Origin of the sequence: Methanolapillus ohkumae, from assembly GCF_032594355.1 — an archaeon.
Taxonomy (GTDB): Archaea; Halobacteriota; Methanosarcinia; order Methanosarcinales; family Methanosarcinaceae; genus Methanolapillus; species Methanolapillus ohkumae.
Genome location: NZ_CP131061.1, coordinates 1,423,432 through 1,441,400, shown reverse-complemented (window position 1 = coordinate 1,441,400; position 17,969 = coordinate 1,423,432). Strand labels below are relative to the sequence as shown.

General features: G+C 42.1%; 16 protein-coding genes and 2 tRNA genes. 10 read left to right on the top strand and 8 right to left on the bottom strand.

The features are described 5' to 3' along the window. The first annotated feature begins 75 nt into the window (after positions 1-75). Together MsAm2_RS06260 and MsAm2_RS06255 are read left to right on the top strand one after the other, a co-directional pair. Positions 76-1,569 carry a DUF92 domain-containing protein gene (locus MsAm2_RS06260; RefSeq protein ID WP_338097405.1) on the top strand — a complete coding sequence of 498 codons (1,494 nt, stop codon included), beginning with the start codon at positions 76-78 and terminating at the stop codon, positions 1,567-1,569. 175 nt (positions 1,570-1,744) lie between these two features. Further along, positions 1,745-1,827 (top strand) — tRNA-Leu (locus MsAm2_RS06255). Positions 1,828-1,851: 24 nt separating this feature from the next. On the opposite strand, the gene MsAm2_RS06250 is transcribed toward MsAm2_RS06255, so the two are convergent. After that, positions 1,852-2,103 (bottom strand): hypothetical protein, encoded by a 252-nt coding sequence (locus tag MsAm2_RS06250; RefSeq protein WP_338097404.1) that lies wholly within the window; start codon positions 2,101-2,103, stop codon positions 1,852-1,854. 25 nt (positions 2,104-2,128) lie between these two features. Here MsAm2_RS06250 and MsAm2_RS06245 point away from each other — a divergent pair, with 25 nt between their 5' ends. The 5 genes from MsAm2_RS06245 to MsAm2_RS06225 all read left to right on the top strand — a co-directional run bounded on the left by MsAm2_RS06245 (position 2,129) and on the right by MsAm2_RS06225 (position 4,626). Next, a complete protein-coding gene (locus MsAm2_RS06245; protein ID WP_338097403.1) occupies positions 2,129-2,257 on the top strand; it encodes a hypothetical protein in 129 nt (42 codons plus the stop codon). 414 nt (positions 2,258-2,671) lie between these two features. Beyond that, complete coding sequence (locus MsAm2_RS06240) at positions 2,672-3,325, top strand: hypothetical protein (protein WP_338097402.1); 654 nt, start codon at positions 2,672-2,674, stop codon at positions 3,323-3,325. A 374-nt stretch (positions 3,326-3,699) separates the two neighbouring features. Then, positions 3,700-4,035, top strand: coding sequence for a hypothetical protein (locus tag MsAm2_RS06235; RefSeq protein WP_338097401.1), 336 nt, complete (start codon positions 3,700-3,702; stop codon positions 4,033-4,035). Then, a complete protein-coding gene (locus MsAm2_RS06230) occupies positions 4,032-4,313 on the top strand; it encodes a hypothetical protein (protein ID WP_338097400.1) in 282 nt (93 codons plus the stop codon). Before MsAm2_RS06235 ends, MsAm2_RS06230 begins: the two co-directional genes overlap by 4 nt. A gap of 139 nt (positions 4,314-4,452) precedes the next feature. Then, on the top strand, positions 4,453-4,626 hold the full coding sequence (locus tag MsAm2_RS06225; protein ID WP_338097399.1) for a hypothetical protein: 174 nt from the start codon (positions 4,453-4,455) through the stop codon (positions 4,624-4,626). Positions 4,627-4,692: 66 nt separating this feature from the next. Here the strand turns inward: MsAm2_RS06225 and MsAm2_RS06220 are convergent, their stop codons facing one another. The 5 genes from MsAm2_RS06220 to MsAm2_RS06200 form a co-directional block, all read right to left on the bottom strand. Beyond that, the gene (locus tag MsAm2_RS06220) at positions 4,693-5,562 is read right to left on the bottom strand and encodes a beta/alpha barrel domain-containing protein (RefSeq protein WP_338097398.1); all 870 of its coding nucleotides are present in this window, start codon (positions 5,560-5,562) and stop codon (positions 4,693-4,695) included. A gap of 301 nt (positions 5,563-5,863) precedes the next feature. Continuing rightward, positions 5,864-8,620, bottom strand: coding sequence for a DNA gyrase subunit A (gyrA, locus tag MsAm2_RS06215; protein WP_338097397.1), 2,757 nt, complete (start codon positions 8,618-8,620; stop codon positions 5,864-5,866). 13 nt (positions 8,621-8,633) lie between these two features. After that, a complete protein-coding gene (gyrB, locus tag MsAm2_RS06210; RefSeq protein WP_338097396.1) occupies positions 8,634-10,709 on the bottom strand; it encodes a DNA topoisomerase (ATP-hydrolyzing) subunit B in 2,076 nt (691 codons plus the stop codon). 677 nt (positions 10,710-11,386) lie between these two features. Next, a complete protein-coding gene (locus tag MsAm2_RS06205; protein WP_338097395.1) occupies positions 11,387-13,054 on the bottom strand; it encodes a SulP family inorganic anion transporter in 1,668 nt (555 codons plus the stop codon). Between the two features lie 414 nt (positions 13,055-13,468). Beyond that, positions 13,469-13,540, bottom strand: a tRNA-Thr gene (locus MsAm2_RS06200). 267 nt (positions 13,541-13,807) lie between these two features. On the opposite strand from MsAm2_RS06200, the gene MsAm2_RS06195 reads away from it, so the two are divergent. From MsAm2_RS06195 to hisC, 3 genes are read left to right on the top strand one after another with little or no spacing between them, the layout of a single operon-like run. Continuing rightward, positions 13,808-14,446: a flavin reductase family protein gene (locus tag MsAm2_RS06195; protein ID WP_338097394.1), complete on the top strand. Its 639-nt coding sequence runs from the start codon at positions 13,808-13,810 to the stop codon at positions 14,444-14,446. A gap of 58 nt (positions 14,447-14,504) precedes the next feature. After that, complete coding sequence (locus MsAm2_RS06190; protein ID WP_338097393.1) at positions 14,505-15,677, top strand: aspartate aminotransferase family protein; 1,173 nt, start codon at positions 14,505-14,507, stop codon at positions 15,675-15,677. Continuing rightward, positions 15,652-16,803 carry a histidinol-phosphate transaminase gene (gene hisC, locus MsAm2_RS06185; protein WP_338097392.1) on the top strand — a complete coding sequence of 384 codons (1,152 nt, stop codon included), beginning with the start codon at positions 15,652-15,654 and terminating at the stop codon, positions 16,801-16,803. The genes MsAm2_RS06190 and hisC overlap by 26 nt, the downstream gene beginning before the upstream one ends. 49 nt (positions 16,804-16,852) lie before the next feature. Here hisC and MsAm2_RS06180 read toward each other — a convergent pair whose 3' ends face one another. Together MsAm2_RS06180 and pssA are read right to left on the bottom strand one after the other, a co-directional pair. Further along, on the bottom strand, positions 16,853-17,212 hold the full coding sequence (locus tag MsAm2_RS06180) for a dihydroneopterin aldolase family protein (protein WP_338097391.1): 360 nt from the start codon (positions 17,210-17,212) through the stop codon (positions 16,853-16,855). A gap of 49 nt (positions 17,213-17,261) precedes the next feature. Then, complete coding sequence (pssA, locus tag MsAm2_RS06175; RefSeq protein WP_338097390.1) at positions 17,262-17,969, bottom strand: CDP-diacylglycerol--serine O-phosphatidyltransferase; 708 nt, start codon at positions 17,967-17,969, stop codon at positions 17,262-17,264.

Here is a 17,969-nt window from a genome sequence, read left to right as displayed (position 1 = left end):
TTGCACGAATCTTGCACGAATTTAAAATGCACGAATTTAAAATGCACGAATTTAAAATGCGCCAAATTAAAACGAATGGAACCCAAAAATCAAAACGAAAGTGAGAACATGAGCGAACCCGTTTTTTCAAAAAGAGATATTTTGTCCTGTAAGTTTTTTTACGGGATGAAATACGCGTTTGGATTTTTGCTCATTTTCGCGGCTCCATTTTTGTCGGCCGGTAACTTTTTTCTGTTATTTTTGCTGCTTTCCGTTTTGTCCCTCACCCCGTTCATAGAATTTACGGCTCACTTTTTTGGAATTACGGATGATTCTCAAATCAAAAGGATGAGAAATGATTTCCAGTCTTTCGTCATCGTTTTAACATTTGGATTTTTAGCGGTTTTGGCATTTGATTTATTTCATTTTTCATTTGAATCTTATCTTTTGTTTCAAGGATTTGCCATTGCTCTTTTGAGTTCACGTTCTTTTTATTCGCTGACACATCCGGTGACGCTTTCTTTTGATTGGGATCACTCGGAACGGTTCCAAAACGCGTCTCTTCTTTATGAGTTGGCATTAATTGTTCTGCGCGTGGCGGCCGCCTTTTTGACCGGCTGGTGGATTCTCTACATTACCGGTGGCGCAAGCAGTGGTTTTGATCTTTTCGGTGGAATGGCACCTGAACTTTTGAATCACTTGCTTTTTATTTCGCTCATCGGCGCGTTGGTCGGTAGTTTGTTTGAGTCCATCCCGTCGAAAATGGACAAAAATGTTTCCATGTTCTTCGGCTCTGTTTTTTCCATGTGGCTTTTGTTTCTTTTCGGCTACGAGACGCCTTGGAATCAAACCCTCATCGCTGCCGTTTTCTCGGTTGTGTTGGCTTTTTTAGCCTACCGCTCCAAAATTGCGGACCTTTCCGCGCTTTTCAGCGCCGCGATTTTAGGCATTCTCATCATCTTGTTCAGCGGGATTGAATGGTACATCCTCTTAGTTGCGTTTTTCATTCTCGGCGGTGGATTTACAAAATACAAAATCAAGTACAAAGCATCTATCGGGCTGGCCGAATCCAAAAATGGAATCAGGAGTTATGAAAATGTTTTTGCGAACAGCTTTTTCGCGCTCATTCTCGCCGTGATGTTTGGCGTTCTGACACAGTATCCGGCTTATGATTGGCTGTCTGTTCCCATCACTTTTGCGTATATCGGCGCGGTTGCGACCGCCACGGGAGACACGATGGCAAGTGAAATCGGAACGACGTCCAAAGGACCGACATACATGATTACCACATTCAAGCGCGCGAAAGTTGGGCAAGATGGCGGCGTCAGTTTGCTTGGGGAAGGCGCAGCTTTCTTAGGTTCCGGAATTATCGGCCTTTTGGCTTTCTTTTTCGGAATGGTTGAATCCTTACCGCTTGCTCTTTTGGTTGCCATCGTCGGCGGTTTTTTGGGAACCAATATCGACAGCCTTCTTGGGGCAACTTTGCAAAAGAAAGGAATTTTAACAAACAGCAGTGTGAATCTTATTTCAACCGGAATTGGCGGGCTTTTTTCCGGGATTTTGTATTTCATTCTCCAATTTTTCATGTAAAGATGAAAAATTGGGGAAAAATATGAATAAATATGAATAAATATGAAAAAATATGGAAATTTTAAAAAAATGATTGAAATGAAATGTCCGCCCATCATAACTTATTTATATTAAAAATCGTTTTTTAACCTGCAATTTGGATTGCCTTTTTTAGAAAAATAAAACTTTTTCATTTGCAGAGGTAACCAAGTGGTCAACGGTGATAGACTCAAGATCTATTCGCGTAGGCGTTCAGGGGTTCGACTCCCTTCCTCTGCATTTTTCACATTTTGTTTATGTTTTTCATTTTGTTTTATGTTTTTCACATTTTGTTTTATGTTTTTCACATTCAGTTTTATGTTTTTCACATTCAGTTTTATGATTTACTTTTTCTTGATCCTGTTTTTCTTGTTTCAATATCTTTATTTTCAGGCTTCTTATTTTTTTCGGGTAATATGTATTCATCATGAGCAAAAATACAATCAGACCGGTCATTGCCACGGTTCCTAAAACATAAACAAACCGTTCCAATGAATAGGGATCATTTGGATCCAACAGATCTGAATGCTTGATGTAAGTTATGAAAATGATCCATAAAAAAGCAACAGTCACATTGAAAATAATTGTCCAAACGGATGATTTGTATTCTTTGCCGGAAAAGAAAGAAGAAACAAAAATTAAAACAATCATGCACAACTGTGGCAGATAATAAAAAGCCGACTTATCGCTTAAACAAATGTAAATGAAAATACACAATACAAGAAATGAAATACCTGTCCATATTCGATAGAGGTTCATAATCTGTCAACTCCTGCAATTTTCAATGATTTTTTTCATTTTAATTCATTTAAAATCATTTCAGATTCATATGCCTGGAACTTAATTTATGATTAAAAACGAATCTGTTAAAATCCAACAAAACCATTTTTGTTTATCTCCTAGATAACAACGATGTTAAATTTAGACCGTTAAATTATACAAAATATGTTTTTTAACTCCGATTCAGCAAAAATGATTCTTTTTGCCGTTGTTTGTCTATGAAAACTATAAATATAAATGATTTTTATATATTCTTAAAAGAAAATCAGAAAGTATTTATAAATTTACATATTTTGTAAAAATTATGATGCAAGATACAATGACACAAGTCCCGATGGAAATGTTTCAAATTCAGCCCGTCTCATTTTCGTTTGAACACGAAACATTTTCCAATCTCTTCGTTTTGCTTCGGTTAAAAAAACCGCTCAAACTCAACATCATCCATACGGGGGAGTATTACATTGTTGAAAATGAGGAACTCAATCTCTTTTCCCACCACAAAGATTTGAAAATCGCCATTTTGGATCTGGAATTTCATGTTTACTGCATGTGGGAACATTATGTCTTGGAAAAAAATGAAAAGCTTATACCGGGAATTGCAGAATACAAAAAATTGCTTCAATCTTTTGTTGAAGAAAACAATATCGTTCGCTCCGACAGTTTGTCGGTGGTATTCATATTCGAACTCAATGAATTCATTTCTTCAAAAAAGCTTAAATTCATCCGGCCACTTAACATTTGCATCATGTCAAATGACGGCGTTTATTATGCGAAAAACGAAGAATTGAAGTTATATTCGTTTGACCGGGATTTGAAATCGGCAGTTTTAGATATAGAACTTCAATTTTGTGAATTGTGGAAGGATTTTGTCCAAGTAAACGAAGAGAAATTACATCCAACTGACATTGATTTTAAAATGAAACTCCAATCTTATGCGGAGGAATACGATGTCTTATAAGGCCAGGGAGATTGAATCCGCATTAAAAAGGAAAGGTTTTTTAGAAAAAAGGTGCGGCCAACACAAATATTATTATTTTAGTGAAAATTCGATGATTCGGACATACACAAGTCATGGAAATATGGAATATGACCGGGATTTATTGAGTCAAATGAAGAAACAATTGAGACTGAATCATCATCAATTTGAAGATTTAATTCACTGTTTCTTGACAAAAGAAAAATTGATTGAAATTTATTCTGTCTTTAAATAATGATTTTTAATGAATCATAATTAAGAATCATAATTAATGAATCATATTTATCAAAATAATTTTATATATTTTCAAAAGAAAATCAGAAAGTATTTATAAATTTACATATTTTGTAAAAATTATGATGCAAGATACAATGACCAAAAATATTATGGAAATGTTTCAAGTTCAACAAATACCGTTTTCATTTGAACTGGAAGATTTTTCAGATTCCATTCCGTTGAAACTGATTCAACCGCTCAAACTAAATGTCCGATTTGAAAACAATCGCTACATCCTTGAAAATGATGAATTGAAAATGTTTTCATTTGATTCGGATTTTGAAAAAGCGGTTTTGGATATGGAACAATATTTCCTCTCGCTTTGGAAAAATTATGTTTTAATTCATGAAAACAGACTGTCTCCAAGTGGTCTTCGGTTCAAAAAACTCATTCAATCTTATGCGGTGGAAGCATGATCTACAAAACTCGAAAAATAGCTTCCGCTTTAAAACGGAAAGGATTTGAAGAAGATTTGGGAGACGACCATAAAAACTATTATTATTTGGATTCAGGTGGCCGCCGGACGGAAATTCAAACAAAAATCAGCCATGGTCTTCATGAATATGATGAAAGTCTTTTATCCTCCATGCAAAAGCAATTGCATCTTGACAAACAGCAATTTCGCGATTTAATAGAGTGTTCATTGACAAAAGGCATGTTGGTCAATATTTACTCTGATTCCGGAAAAAATTAAATCATTCAGATTCTTTCATCATGAAATATCTTTTAAATGAAATCTATAAATTTTTTCAATCGCATGAATCCCTTGAAATTCATTATTTTTTTAAAATTCATCATTTTTTTTAAAATATTTTAAATTTTACGTGAAAATTATGCCGAAAATGAGAGTTCAAGGGAAAAAAGTCAAAGTTCCTCTTCTTTATTGGGCCATTTTTCTGTCGACAAAAATAATCATTGTCATCCTGGCAATTCTTTTTGCGCTCAAAGAATTCACCCATATCTTAGACCCGTATTTTGCAAAAATAATTCTGCTTCTTTTGATTTAAAACCGCTTCCATTTTCCCAAAAAAATGAAAAGCGGTTTTTTTAAAAAATTCTTTCTTTCACTTCTTTTATCCTTTCTTTTCCGGCTCGGCACCACGCATTCCGCTGCCGATTCCTTTGGATATTTTTGCCAAGACGGCCGGCTTGTCATAATTTTTCACGGCGTCCACAATTGCTTTTCCCATCCATTCCGGATTTTCCGCTTTAAAAATTCCGGAGCCGACAAAAACCCCGTCGCAGCCGAGTTTCATCATAAGCGCGGCATCCGCAGGCGTTGCAATCCCGCCGGCCGCGTAATTAAGAACCGGCAACCGCCGCATGTTCACGGCTTCCGTCAAAAGGTCCAACGGGATTTTTTTAGACGTCGCATAAGCCGCCCGCTCTTCTTCCGTTTTTTCGGAAAGCTCCGCCAACCGTTTCATGATTTGAAACTGACTCTGAACGACGCCGGAAATATTGCCGCTGCCGGCTTGTCCCGACACCCGAATCATCATGGAGCCGGTGGACACCGACCAAAGCGCCGCACCCAAATTGGTCGCGCCGGAAATAAACGGAACGGAAAATTTTGTTTTATCAATGACGGAATCAAAACTGACCGGCGACAACGCTTCCGACTCGTCAATCATGCCGACGCCCAGCGCCTGCAAAATTTCCGCCTCCACAAAATGACCAAGACGCACCATGCCCATCACCGGAACGGACACAGACGCTAAAACCGCTTCCACCGTTTCCACATTGGCCATACGCATGACACCGCTTCTGGCACGTGAATCCGCCGACATGGAATCCGTCACCATGACCGCAATCGCGCCACAGTCTTGTGCAATCAATGCTTGTTCGGGCGTGCTGACGCCCATAATCACGCCGCCGGCTCCCAGCTTTTCAAAACCATGATGAATGAGTTCATTTCCAAAACGAAGAGTTGATAAATCAACCATAATTCTCCCTCCAAATTCATTTAATCCATCATTTTTCAATCGGATTCATAAACCTATAGTTATCAAAATATCTGCAAAATGATATAAATTTTATTATAATATTTCTATAAAATGAGACGGGATGAAATGAAGAAATAAATAAATTAAAAAATAAAATGAAAAATTAAAAAGTATATTTAAAAACCGGCTTCTCGATTTTTTTGAAAAACAGAATAATTTGCCGCCATAACGCGCGACGGCGGCACTAAAATAAAAAAGAAACGGATAAAAATAAAAATGAGAAGAAGTATTCAAAAATGAATTATTCTTCTTCATTATTTAAGTCCAAAATCTCAGGGTCCGATTCCGGTTTTAAATCGGAATTCATGCCGTGTACAGATTCGGATTTTGGTTCCGAGTCTGCCTCTTCCTCTTTTTCCGCCGGCTTGACACATGCCACACCGACAACCATGTCGCCTTCACTCATTTTCATGATGCGAACGCCTTGTGTATTTCGTCCCTGTTCTCGAATGTCGCCTGCGCCGACCCGAATTACAATTCCTTCCGCGCTGGTAATTATCAGTTCATCTTGTTTGCCGACCGATTTGACGGCAACGACCGGACCATTTCTTTCATTGGTCACAATGGTCATGACGCCCTGAATGCCCCGGTGCTTTGTGACATACGCGTCAAACGGACTGATTTTTCCAAAGCCGTTTTCCGTAATGGTGAGAAGCGCTTCGGACGGGTTAACCACATCCACGCTCACAACGCAATCGTTTTCTTTGGACAGGCGCATGCCGATTACACCACGGGCGGAACGCCCCATGTCACGAACTTCGGATTCGTGGAACCGGACGGATTTTCCGGCCCGGGAAACCATGACGACTTCATCGTTTCCGTTTGTCAAAACCACATTCACCAATTCATCATTGTCGGCCAAAGTTGTCGCGATGATGCCGGTCTTTCTCGGGTTGGAGAATTCCGAAAGCGCCGTCTTCTTCACAATTCCTTCTTTGGTCGCCATCAACAAGAATCGGTCGCTGCTGAATTTGGAAACCGGAATGGTTGCCGTGACAGATTCATTCTCTTTAAGGTCTAAGAAATTGACAATGGATTTGCCCTTGGATGTCCGGCTTCCTTCCGGAATCTCATATCCTTTCTTCCAATAAACACGTCCTTTGTTCGTGAAAAAGAGAATATAATTGTGCGTGGATGAAACAAACAAACTTTCAACAATGTCTTCTTCTTTTGTTTCCATTCCAATAATTCCTTTTCCGCCACGGTTTTGCCGGGAATAAGTGCTCACCGGGATGCGTTTGATGTAACCGTGATTCGTCATCGTGATGACGACATCTTCCCGCTGGATTAAATCTTCGTTGTCAACGTCAAAGCCGCCGTGAATAATTTTGGAGCGGCGTTCATCTCCGTACTTATCCTTGATTTCCAAAAGTTCGGTGCGGATGATTCCGTATTTGATCTCCTCGCTTTCAATAATCTTATTGAGGTCAATGATTTTTTGGCGGAGTTCGTCGAGTTCGTCGATAATTTTTTGGATTTCAAGGCCGGTCAACCGCTGAAGCCGCATTTCTAAAATCGCTTTCGCTTGGATTTCGTCCAGGCCATAAAGGCGGATCAGTCCTTCCCGTGCGATTTGCGCGTCATTGGAGGCCTTGATGAGTTCAATCACTTCATCAATGTGATCAATCGCGATTTTTAAACCGTTGAGGATGTGTTCCCGCTCTCGGGCCATTCTTAAATCATAAAGGGTCCGCTTCTGCACCACATCCATCCGGTGCTTTAAATAAACTTTCAAGATTTGGCGCAGTCCCATCACCCGCGGGACACCGTCAACAATCGCCAAATTGATGATGCCAAAGCTGGTTTGAAGTTGGGTGTGTTTGTAAAGCTGGTTGAGCAACACTTCCGCGTTTGTGCCGCGCGACAGTTCCATAACCACGCGGATTCCGTCCCGGTCAGACTCATCCCGCATGTCGGAAATACCCGTAATTTTTTTGTCTCGGACCAATTCCGCAATGTTTTCAATCAGCCGGGCCTTGTTGACCATGTAAGGCAATTCTGTCACGACAATTCTTTGGCGGTCGTTTTTCATGTCCTCAATGGAAGACACCGCTTGAATTCGGACGCTTCCGCGACCGGTTTTGTAAGCCTGCGCAGCACCTTCGTTTCCTAAAATCACGGCACCGGTGGGGAAATCCGGACCTTTGATGACCGTCATCAATTCCGGCGCGTCGGCGTCGGGGTTGTCAATGAGCATGACGGCCGCGTCCACCACTTCCGATAAGTTATGCGGCGGCATGTTCGTCGCCATTCCGACCGCAATTCCGGTCGACCCATTAATCAATAAATTCGGAAGCTTTGCCGGAAGAACTTCCGGCTCTTTGAGCGATTCATCATAGTTGGGCCGAAAATTCACGGTCTCCTTGTCGATGTCATCGAGCATTTCATTGGAAATTTTATCCATCCGGACTTCCGTATAACGCATGGCGGCTGCAAAATCACCGTCAATAGATCCGAAGTTTCCCTGCCCGTCAATGAGCGGGTAGCGCAATGAAAAGTCCTGAACCATCCGGACAATCGCGTCGTACACTGACGAATCGCCGTGCGGATGGTATTTACCCAAAACATCTCCGACCACACGCGCCGACTTACGGTAGGGTTTATCGGATGTGATTCCGGTTTCGTTCATGGAGAACATAATCCGGCGGTGAACCGGCTTTAAGCCGTCGCGGGCATCCGGAAGCGCACGACCGACAATCACGCTCATCGCGTATTGAATGTACGAAGATTTCATTTCTTCGCTGATCAGAATCGGACGAACGGAAACGCGTTCTTCGTCTTCGGCAAAATTAAAGTTGTCGCCACTGCCGTCATTATTTTCGTTTCCACCATTGCTGTCTTCATTATTGCCGCTGCCGGCCGCAACGGTTGCGGATTCATTGTTTCTCAGCGCGTTCAGCTCTTGGGGGGACATCTCTTCAATATTTCCAATATCATCCTCGGGGTTTTGTGCGCGTTCCAAGTAAGCTTCAAGTGTTGGTTGCTGTTGTTTGTCCATTTTTTTGCCTCCCTCAGATATCCAAATTCACCACTTCTTTGGCATGTTCTTGGATGAATTGTTTTCTTGGGAAAACATCATCGCCCATCAGAATGGAGAAAATTTGGTCGGCGACAATCGCGTCTTCAATCGTGACTTGAAGCAAGGTCCGGGTTTCCGGATTCATGGTTGTCGACCACAATTGTTCCGGGTTCATTTCTCCCAAACCTTTGTACCGCTGAACCGTTACGCCTTTTTCGCCGATTTCTTCGATTTTGTTTTTCATTTGCTTATCAGAATAGGCATAATATTCCGCTTTTCCTTTTTTAAGTTTGTAAAGCGGCGGCTGCGCAATGTACACGTGTCCCGCCGTGACCAAATCCGTCATGTAGCGGAAGAAGAATGTTAAAATAAGAGTTCGGATGTGCGCGCCGTCCACATCGGCATCGGTCATAATGATGACTTTGTGGTATCTCAGTTTTTCAAGGTCCATCTCATCTCCAAGACCGGCACCGAGGGCGGTGATCAAGGAAATAATTTCGTTATTTTTCAGAGCTTTATCCATTCGGGTTTTTTCCACGTTGAGGATTTTTCCGCGAAACGGCAAAATAGCTTGAAACGCGCGGTTGCGTCCTTGTTTGGCGGAACCGCCGGCAGAATCTCCTTCCACCAAATAAAGTTCGCACAGGCGTGAATCTTTTTCGGAACAATCGGCAAGTTTTCCGGGAAGCGTGCTGACTTCGAGCGCATTTTTTCGCCGGGTGAGTTCTCGGGCCTTTTTCGCGGCTTCACGTGCTTTTTTGGCAAGAAGCGCTTTTTCAAAAATGGCGACGGCGACTTTGGGATTTTCTTCAAAGTATTCGGACAGGCCGTCGGACACCAAGGAATCGACAATGCCTTTAACTTCACTGTTTCCGAGTTTGGTTTTGGTTTGTCCTTCAAATTGCGGCTCTAAGAGTTTAACACTGATAATCGCGGTGAGACCTTCGCGGATGTCTTCGCCGCTTAAGCCCGATCCGTCTTTTTCCAAACCGTTCTTTTTGATGTAATCGTTGGCAACTCGGGTGAGTGCGGATTTAAAGCCCACCATATGGGTTCCGCCTTCGGTCGTGTTGATATTGTTGGCAAAGGAATAAACGTTGGCGTTGAAATTTTCCGTATACTGCATGGAAATTTCAACATCGGTCCCATCTTTTTGTTTTTCAAAATAAATCGGGTTGTCATGAAGAATTCCTTTTCCGGCATTTAAATATTTGACGAATTCGATGATTCCGCCTTCGTAATGCAGAATATGCTTTCTTTCTTTGAGGGAATAGGAATGAGACGAATGTGTTCCGGATTTTTTGGATTTTTTCGATACTTTTTCACTTTCTCCGTCATCGTCACCTTCATCTTCCGATCCGTCAAAAGGCAGGTCCAAATCCGCATCCAATTCGGATTCTTCCGGCATGGGACTGAGTTCTTCGAAGTCTTCGGATTTCGTTCGTTTGTCTTCGGTTTCGATGCGGATGCCTTTGTTCAAAAACGCGAGTTCCCGAAGCCGGTTCAATAAAATTTCATACCGGAAATCGACGGTCTCAAAGATGGTTTTGTCGGGCATGAATTGAATGGTGGTTCCGGTGTGGGAGGATTCGCCGACAGTTTCGACGCCGGATGTCGGAATTCCGTACGCGAATGTTTGGCGGTAAAGTTTCCCGTCGCGGCGGACTTCCGCAATCAACCATTCGGACAGGGCGTTGACGACGGACACACCAACGCCATGAAGGCCGCCGGATACTTTGTACGTGTCTTTGTCAAATTTTCCGCCGGCGTGAAGAATCGTTAAGACGACTTCCAAAGCCGATTTATTATATTTGGGTTGAATGTCGACCGGAATTCCGCGTCCGTCATCAACGACGGTCACGCTGCCGTCTTCGTTAATGGTCATTTGGATATTTTGACAGTATCCGGCCAGGGCTTCGTCAATGCTGTTGTCCACCACTTCATAAACCAAGTGGTGAAGGCCGCGCGAATCGGTGCTTCCGATGTACATACTGGGTCTTTTTCGGACCGCTTCGAGGCCTTCTAAAACCTGAATGTTGCTTGCGTCATATTTTGTTTTGTCAGTCATGGTTAATTCCTGAATTGTTCAGATATTTTTTTTCAGTGATAATTTCATGATAATGTCAAAAAATGATAAATTTGTGACAATGTAAATTGAAAAACAATGAATCGAAATGAATTTAAAAATGATAAACGGATGATCTTGGAATAAACACATGAACAACCGGTATTAAATATTTGAACCAACATTGTTTTGTAAACGTGCTTTGACTCCTTTTTCAAAAAAAGTATCATTTTTTCAAAAAATCGAAATACGGACCTGAATAATCGATGTCAATTGACGTTTTATGTTCGGTGTCAAAAATTGTTGTTTCTTTAATTTTTGAATGGCTAAAAAAGGGTTTCAACATATATATAGATTCTCTTAAAAAACGATATACATCTACGGATTCTATGGAACTCAAAAATATATATTATCTTTCAATTTCTATATAATTTATTTTTTGAAAAGAGAGTAAATTCATAATTTTTTGTTCGTTTTGTCATTTTTGTTTTGTCATTTTTATTTTTTTATTTTATTTTTTGCATCGCTGTCGCGCACGTTATGGCAACGGATTCTAATTTTTTTCAACAAAAATGATTGAGTCCTCTCTTTTACAAAAAATATAAAAATCGGGGTTGGCATTTTTTAAATTTAAAGATTCCGCATTGATTAATGGTTTTCATATTGCCGCATTTTTTTGTTTATGCTGCGCTGATATTTCTTTGAGAAATCGTCAATGCATCCTCAATCGTTTTTTGCGTATGTCCGCTTTTGACAAATTCTTCCAGGCCGGTGTCGATTAAATCGCTTTCCACGTCTGCGCGAATGCCGGCGAAATAGAAGCCAATTCCGCTTTTTTGGGCCGATTCTATTAGAAATTCTAATGTTTCCGCCGCGGTCACATCAATGTCATTGATTCCGGACGCGTCGACAATAATGGCTTTGGGATTTTGCAAAATGGCGTTTTCAATCGCCGCGCCGAATATGGAAATATTTGCGAAAAACAGGCGGGCCCCAAACCGGTAGATAATGATATTTTCAAGCGGATGCGCATTGCTGTGATTTTTCAAATTGAAAAAACCTCTTTTGCCATCGATTATCCCTAAATAAGCTTCTTCCGGTTTTGTAATTCCTCGGATGACATCGGCAAACGACAGAAGAATACCGACTAAAACGCCGAATATGACGCCGACAAATAAAACGCCGGCTAAGGACAAAATCCAAATCCAAAATTCATTCCGGCTCTCCGCCGCCCATATTTTCGCCCGCTTAACATCCACGACGCCGGAAACGGCGGCAATGATAATTCCAGCCAAAACAGGTTGCGGCATGTAGTAAAGAAGGCTTCCAAAAAAAGTGACCAACAGCGCAATAATTCCGGCGGCGACAATGGATGCCATTTGTGTTTTTCCATGATATTGTTCATTTACCGCCGTGCAAGAGGTGCTGGCGCTGACCGGCGACGCGCCGGAAAACGCGGAGAGAAAATTGGCGGCGGAAAACGCGACAAGTTCACGGTTTTCTTGAATTTTCGTGCGGTTCCGGAGCGCAAAACTTTTGGCGGTCAGCAGCGAATCTGATAAAATTACAATCGCAATCACAAACCCGGATAAAATTCCCATCGAAAGGTCCGGGAAATTCAAAATATCCGGAATGGCAAGGGTTGGAAACCCACCCGGAATTTCTCCGACAATGGTGACGCCAAACCCGTCCAGTCCGAAAAGGAAAGTCATGATTGTTCCCACAACCAGAACAATAAGCGCCATCGGAATTTTCGGCAGGAATTTTTTGGACAGCAAAACCAAAAGAAGCGTGCTTCCGGCCAGCAAAGCAGAATAAACATTGACAAGAGGCAGAGATGAAAGGATTTCTCCGACTTGGGAAAAAACAGTCCCGCCGGAAATTTCAATTCCAAGCGCCTTTGGAATTTGCCCGAGAATGACAAAAAGACCGAGTCCGGATAAAAATCCGCTGATGACGGGCGTTGAAATAAAACTTGCGAAGCGTCCGGCTTTCAGCACCGCAAACAAAAGTAAAAATGCGGCGGCAAAAAAAGTTAAAACGGGCGCGATGGAGAGAACGTCGGGCGAACCGAGCGCAAAGCCAAGGCTGACCACAACGGACCCGGTAATTGCGCTGGCGGCGGAATCCGGGGTAATAATCAGATGCCTGGAGGTGGCAAAAAAGGCGTAGCCGAGAAGCGGCAAAATCGATGCGTAAAGGCCGTAAATCGGCGGCAGCCCCGCAATCTGGGCGTACCCCATCGCGACCGGAATCGTCAGAGCGGCGACCATGATTCCCGCAACGATATCGTATCGGAGATACGATTTTTTGTAATCTTTGAGGGTGATCAAAAACCGGGTGAACATGAGAATTCGCGCTTTTATTTTTATATTTATTTCGAACGATTTAATATTTAAATCATTATATTATTATTCGAATAAATATTTTTTTAATAAAAACATAGAAAAGAAGGGATGGATAGAAAATGGATTTTTAAATTTTTCCAAATCAGGATCTTTTGAATTCTTTTTGGGCAAACTTAGTGTGCCTGTTAATGATTTTTAAAAAATATTTCCGGATAATAAGTGGAATTATAACTATGATTATTGAATACGCTTTTCAGTGAGTTTTAAATCATGTTCATGATTGTAAATCGACATCGTCTAATCTCCTACGGAATTTAAACGACTGCGGTAAAAGAGTGAGTGTGTTTTGTTTTTTAAAATCTTCTTTTATGGTTCCCGCTCCCTTTTTTGGTGGGACCTGAACTTTTAGTTCAAAGCCGCTGGGGGGACTTGAACCCCCGACCTGCTGATTACGAATCAGCCGCTATACCGCTAAGCCACAACGGCGCTTTTTTGAAAGATTACAAAAGAAGGATTTGTAAGTGTCGTTTAAAATATTTAAACTATTCTTTTGAAAAAAAAGAAAAAAAGGAAAAAACGGGAAAAACGAAACGAAAGGGAAGAAGAATTTAATAAGTCAAAGCGCCATAAGAGGAAAAGCGTTTTTATAAAATTAGATTTTACGATTAAAAATAAAAATCAAATGACAAACAAATAGGACCTATAATCAAAATCAATAACAAAATCTAAAAAATAAGCAAGGGAAAAGAGAATATGCCGGCAAAAAAGACAACAGACACACAAATTGACACGACAACGAAAAACTGTGCGGAAAGTGAAGAATTCAAATCTATCGGCGCGTCTACAACCGCTTTTCCAACACCCGTCTGGCTCATTGCAACGTATGACAAAACGGGTCGTCCGGACGCGATGGTTGCCGCCTGGGCCGGCATCGCCAACTCTACGCCTCCTTGCGTTTTTGTCGGCATCCGGCCGGGACGCTACACCTATGAAAACATATTGGAGAACCGTGAATTTACTGTATGCATCCCTTCGGAAGAATATGCCAAAGAAGCCGATTACCTTGGCATTGAAAGCGGTCGCGAGACCGAAAAATTTGAAGCGGCCGGACTAACGGCTGTTCGCGCGGGAAAAATAAACGCGCCCTACATCGCGGAATTTCCGATGTATTTGGCCTGCAAATTAAAAGACCGGATGAATCTCGGGTCTCACATCGTCGTCATCGGCGAAATTTTAGACGTTTGGGCACAAGAAAAAGTGCTGGATGAACATGGAAAAGTTGATGTTTCCAAATTAAAACCGCTCGCTTTCGCGCCGGACAGCCAAATGTATCATGTTCTTGGAGACGCTGTCGGCAAAGCTTTTTCCATCGGAAAGGAATTTAAAAAATAAAAAGAAATGCCAATTAAATTAATTATTTAAATCAAATCTCAAAGTTGAAGGAAAAAACATGGATCCGGATTTAATTTACAAATCGGTCGTCGAAAAGGACGCCAAATATGTGATGCAAACGTATGGCCGAAAGCCACTTCTTTTCGTGGACGGACAAGGTTCCACATTGATTGATGTGTATGGAAAGCATTACATCGATTGCGTTTCCGGAATTGCCGTCAATGCGACCGGCTACAAAAATCAGCGGTTGGTCAACGCCATTAAAGAGCAGGCGGAAAAATTAATTCACATTTCCAACTATTATTACAATGAGCCGCAAGCGAATTTGGCGGAAAAAATTATTCAAATCACGGGGATGTCCCGCGTCTTTTTCTGCAATTCCGGGGCGGAAGCCAATGACGGTGCGCTTAAATTGGCAAAATTGCACACCAAAAAAGACAATTTCATTTCCACACTGCACGCTTTTCACGGGAGGACGATCGGATCTCTTGGGACGACCGCCAATCAAAAGTACCGCGACCCGTTTGTTCCGATGGTCAAACCGGCGACATTTGTGGAATATGGAGATGCGTCCGCCATTGAAAAGGCAATTGACAAAACCATTGCGGGGGTCATTTTAGAGCCGATTCAGGGCGAAGGCGGTGTTCACATTCCCCAAAACGAGTATTTCAAAGAGGTGCGGGAGATCTGCGATAAAAAAGATATTTTGATGATTGTCGATGAAGTCCAAACCGGATTTGGGCGGACTGGAAAATGGTTCTGTAAAGACCACTACGGAGTCCAACCCGACATTTTAACCATGTCTAAAGCCATTGCCGGCGGAATCCCGATGGGCGCTTTTGCGGCACGGGAAGGACTTACGTTTGGAAAAGGTGAACATGGAACCACATTTGGGGGAAGCCCGCTCGCGTCGGCAGCATCTTTGGCGGTCATCGAAACGATTGAAGAAGACAATCTTTTGGAAAATGCAACCCAAATGGGTAAATATTTCATGGATAAACTCAGCCAAATGAAGCGAGACGACGTGTCTTCCGTCCGCGGAAAAGGCTTGATGATCGGCGTTGAAATGAATCACGAATGCAGTTATTTCATGGATGAGGGGCTTAAAAAAGGTGTTTTGCTCAACGTCATTTCCGGAAATGTTCTGCGTCTCATCCCGCCGCTGAATATTACAAAAGAAGAAATCGATCAGGTGGTGTCCGTCATTGAATCCATCCCAAAACAAGGATGAAAACATCAAAAGCGAAAATACGAATTCGGAATTTTTTCAAAAACGGATGAACAAGTTCATTGCATCCGTTCCCGAATATGTTCCGGGGAAATCCACGGCGCAAATCGTTTCCGAATACGGGCTCGACCCGAAAAAAATCATCAAATTAAATTCCAATGAAAACCCTCTCGGGCCATCCAAAAAGGTCCAAAAATCAATTCAAAAAAATGCAAAAGCCGCCTCTTTGTATCCGATTGCGGACGCATCGGATCTTCGAACGGAGCTGTCCAAACACACCGGTCTTCCCAAAGAAAAAATTATGGCGGCAGGTCCCGGAATGGACAGCATTATCGATGGCATGAACAAACTCTTTGCCGGACCCGGGGATGAAGTCATTGTTCCGGTTCCGACATTTACCTACTACGGAATTTCGGCGTCTGCCGGCGGCGCAAATCCGATTTATGTCGGCCGAAAGTCCGACTATTCCATCGATCTTGACAAAATAAAAGAAGCGATCACGCCCAAGACCAAAATCATTTACGTGTGCACGCCCAACAACCCGACCGGGAATATTGTGACGGCGGCCGACGTTGAAGAGTTGGCGCAATTGGGGTGTATTTTGTTTTTGGATGAAGCATATGTGGAGTTTTCGGATTTTCCCAGCCTTTTGCCGCTCGTGGAAAAATATGAAAATATTGTTGTCGGCCGAACGTTTTCAAAAGCATTTGGACTTGCGGGAATGCGAATCGGATATGCTGCGGCGCCGGCCTGGATCATTCAAAAACTGCTCAGTGTCATCCCGCCGTTTTCCGTCAGCACGATTTCGGAAATTGCGGCGATTGCGGCGTTAAGTGATTCCAAGCATCTCCAAAAAAGCATTAAAACGGCCAAAGAAGGACGGCAATTTTTGCAAGAAGAAATCGCAAGCAAGACGCCCTATAAATCCTATCCGTCCAACGGCAATTTCATCATTGTGGATGTTTCTCCCAAAAATTCCAAGGAAGCCGTTGATTTCTTGCTGAAAAAAGGAATCATTGTGCGCAGTTGTGATTCTTTTGACAACATCGGCAAAAATACGATCCGAATCACAATTGGAACACGAAAGATGAATCAAAAAGTCATCGACGCTTTGAAGCAATTCCAATAATCTTCAAAGCTTTTCTTTTTTATTTGTCCTGCTCTTCTTCCTTATTGTCTCATTCTTCTTCAATTTGATCAATTTTCATGAGCGGATACTTGAGTTTTTCATCCCATTGAAGGGATGCGAAAACTTTAGATTTGCCGCACCGGACAACCAGCCGGACGTCCAGCATTTTTCCTTTGAGTTCCGTGTATTGAAATACAGAATTGAGTTCTTCTTCAATCATTTTCTCATGGATTTGGACGCGGATGCTTTCCACAAAAGGCTGTGCCGCAATGCTTTTTGAAATGGCGTCTTCAACGGCTTTTTTATTTTGAAGTGTGAGCGGGGTTCCGACAAACTGATGATAAAGAGATCCGAGTTTTATCCCAGCTTCAAAAAGGGCCTGCTCTTTGTCCTTTTCTGAATGATTCATTTCTTCCCTTCTTTTTTTTATTTTTTCATCTTTTAAGTTTTTTCAGGGGTCAGAGATCCAATTTCTTTTTTCCGACCCACCGGAACAGGGGAGATATCAAATAAATCATCATGAGCAGGAACAAAACGCCGGAACAAATTTCCGCGACGACGCCGGTAAAAAACACGGAAAAGAGGGTTAAAAAGAACACAAATAAAATGAACAGAAAGACTTTGGCCCGAATCACTTTGGTGTAGGGAATCGTGCTGACCATCAACAGGGAAAGCACAAAAATCACAACAATAAATATTCCTGCGGAATAATCGACAAGGTCCGGCAGAAAATTGAATGAAAACGGAAGTTTCCCAAAGAGTATCACCAAACTTGCCACAAAAACAGCAGCGCCTGTAATCGGAATTCCGGAGTATTCGTGATTTTTCGGCGGAAACGCGTTGTAGCGGGCGAGTCTTAAGACGCCGCACATCACATAAAATATCGCAAAAACCGCGGTGACGGCGGTACTGCTCATGGAATAAATTATAACGGCCGGCAAAACACCAAAAGAAATGGTGTCGACCAAGGAATCAATGTGTTCTCCTAACGGACCGGAAGACGTTTTTCGGGCGATGTACCCGTCCATTCCATCGGCAACGGCAGCCAGTAACAGACAAACGGCAGCCAAGCTGAAGGCATCGCTTAAAGCTAAAAAAATTCCAATCATTCCAAAAAGGAGATTGGCCAATGAAACATAATCCGGTGGTTTGATCAGCTTGAACAC

What these genes read in the sequence shown, in the direction of transcription:
- MsAm2_RS06235 (WP_338097401.1), top strand. Translation starts at nt 3,700, where the DNA reads ATGATGCAAGATACAATGACCAAAAATATTATGGAAATGTTTCAAGTT.
- MsAm2_RS06245 (WP_338097403.1), top strand. Translation starts at nt 2,129, where the DNA reads ATGAAAATGATCCATAAAAAAGCAACAGTCACATTGAAAATAATTGTC.
- MsAm2_RS06260 (WP_338097405.1), top strand. Translation starts at nt 76, where the DNA reads ATGGAACCCAAAAATCAAAACGAAAGTGAGAACATGAGCGAACCCGTT.
- MsAm2_RS06195 (WP_338097394.1), top strand. Translation starts at nt 13,808, where the DNA reads ATGCCGGCAAAAAAGACAACAGACACACAAATTGACACGACAACGAAA.
- MsAm2_RS06225 (WP_338097399.1), top strand. Translation starts at nt 4,453, where the DNA reads ATGCCGAAAATGAGAGTTCAAGGGAAAAAAGTCAAAGTTCCTCTTCTT.
- MsAm2_RS06240 (WP_338097402.1), top strand. Translation starts at nt 2,672, where the DNA reads ATGATGCAAGATACAATGACACAAGTCCCGATGGAAATGTTTCAAATT.
- MsAm2_RS06205 (WP_338097395.1), bottom strand. Translation starts at nt 13,054, where the DNA reads ATGTTCACCCGGTTTTTGATCACCCTCAAAGATTACAAAAAATCGTAT.
- MsAm2_RS06180 (WP_338097391.1), bottom strand. Translation starts at nt 17,212, where the DNA reads ATGAATCATTCAGAAAAGGACAAAGAGCAGGCCCTTTTTGAAGCTGGG.
- gyrA (WP_338097397.1), bottom strand. Translation starts at nt 8,620, where the DNA reads ATGGACAAACAACAGCAACCAACACTTGAAGCTTACTTGGAACGCGCA.
- MsAm2_RS06190 (WP_338097393.1), top strand. Translation starts at nt 14,505, where the DNA reads ATGGATCCGGATTTAATTTACAAATCGGTCGTCGAAAAGGACGCCAAA.
- MsAm2_RS06230 (WP_338097400.1), top strand. Translation starts at nt 4,032, where the DNA reads ATGATCTACAAAACTCGAAAAATAGCTTCCGCTTTAAAACGGAAAGGA.
- gyrB (WP_338097396.1), bottom strand. Translation starts at nt 10,709, where the DNA reads ATGACTGACAAAACAAAATATGACGCAAGCAACATTCAGGTTTTAGAA.
- MsAm2_RS06220 (WP_338097398.1), bottom strand. Translation starts at nt 5,562, where the DNA reads ATGGTTGATTTATCAACTCTTCGTTTTGGAAATGAACTCATTCATCAT.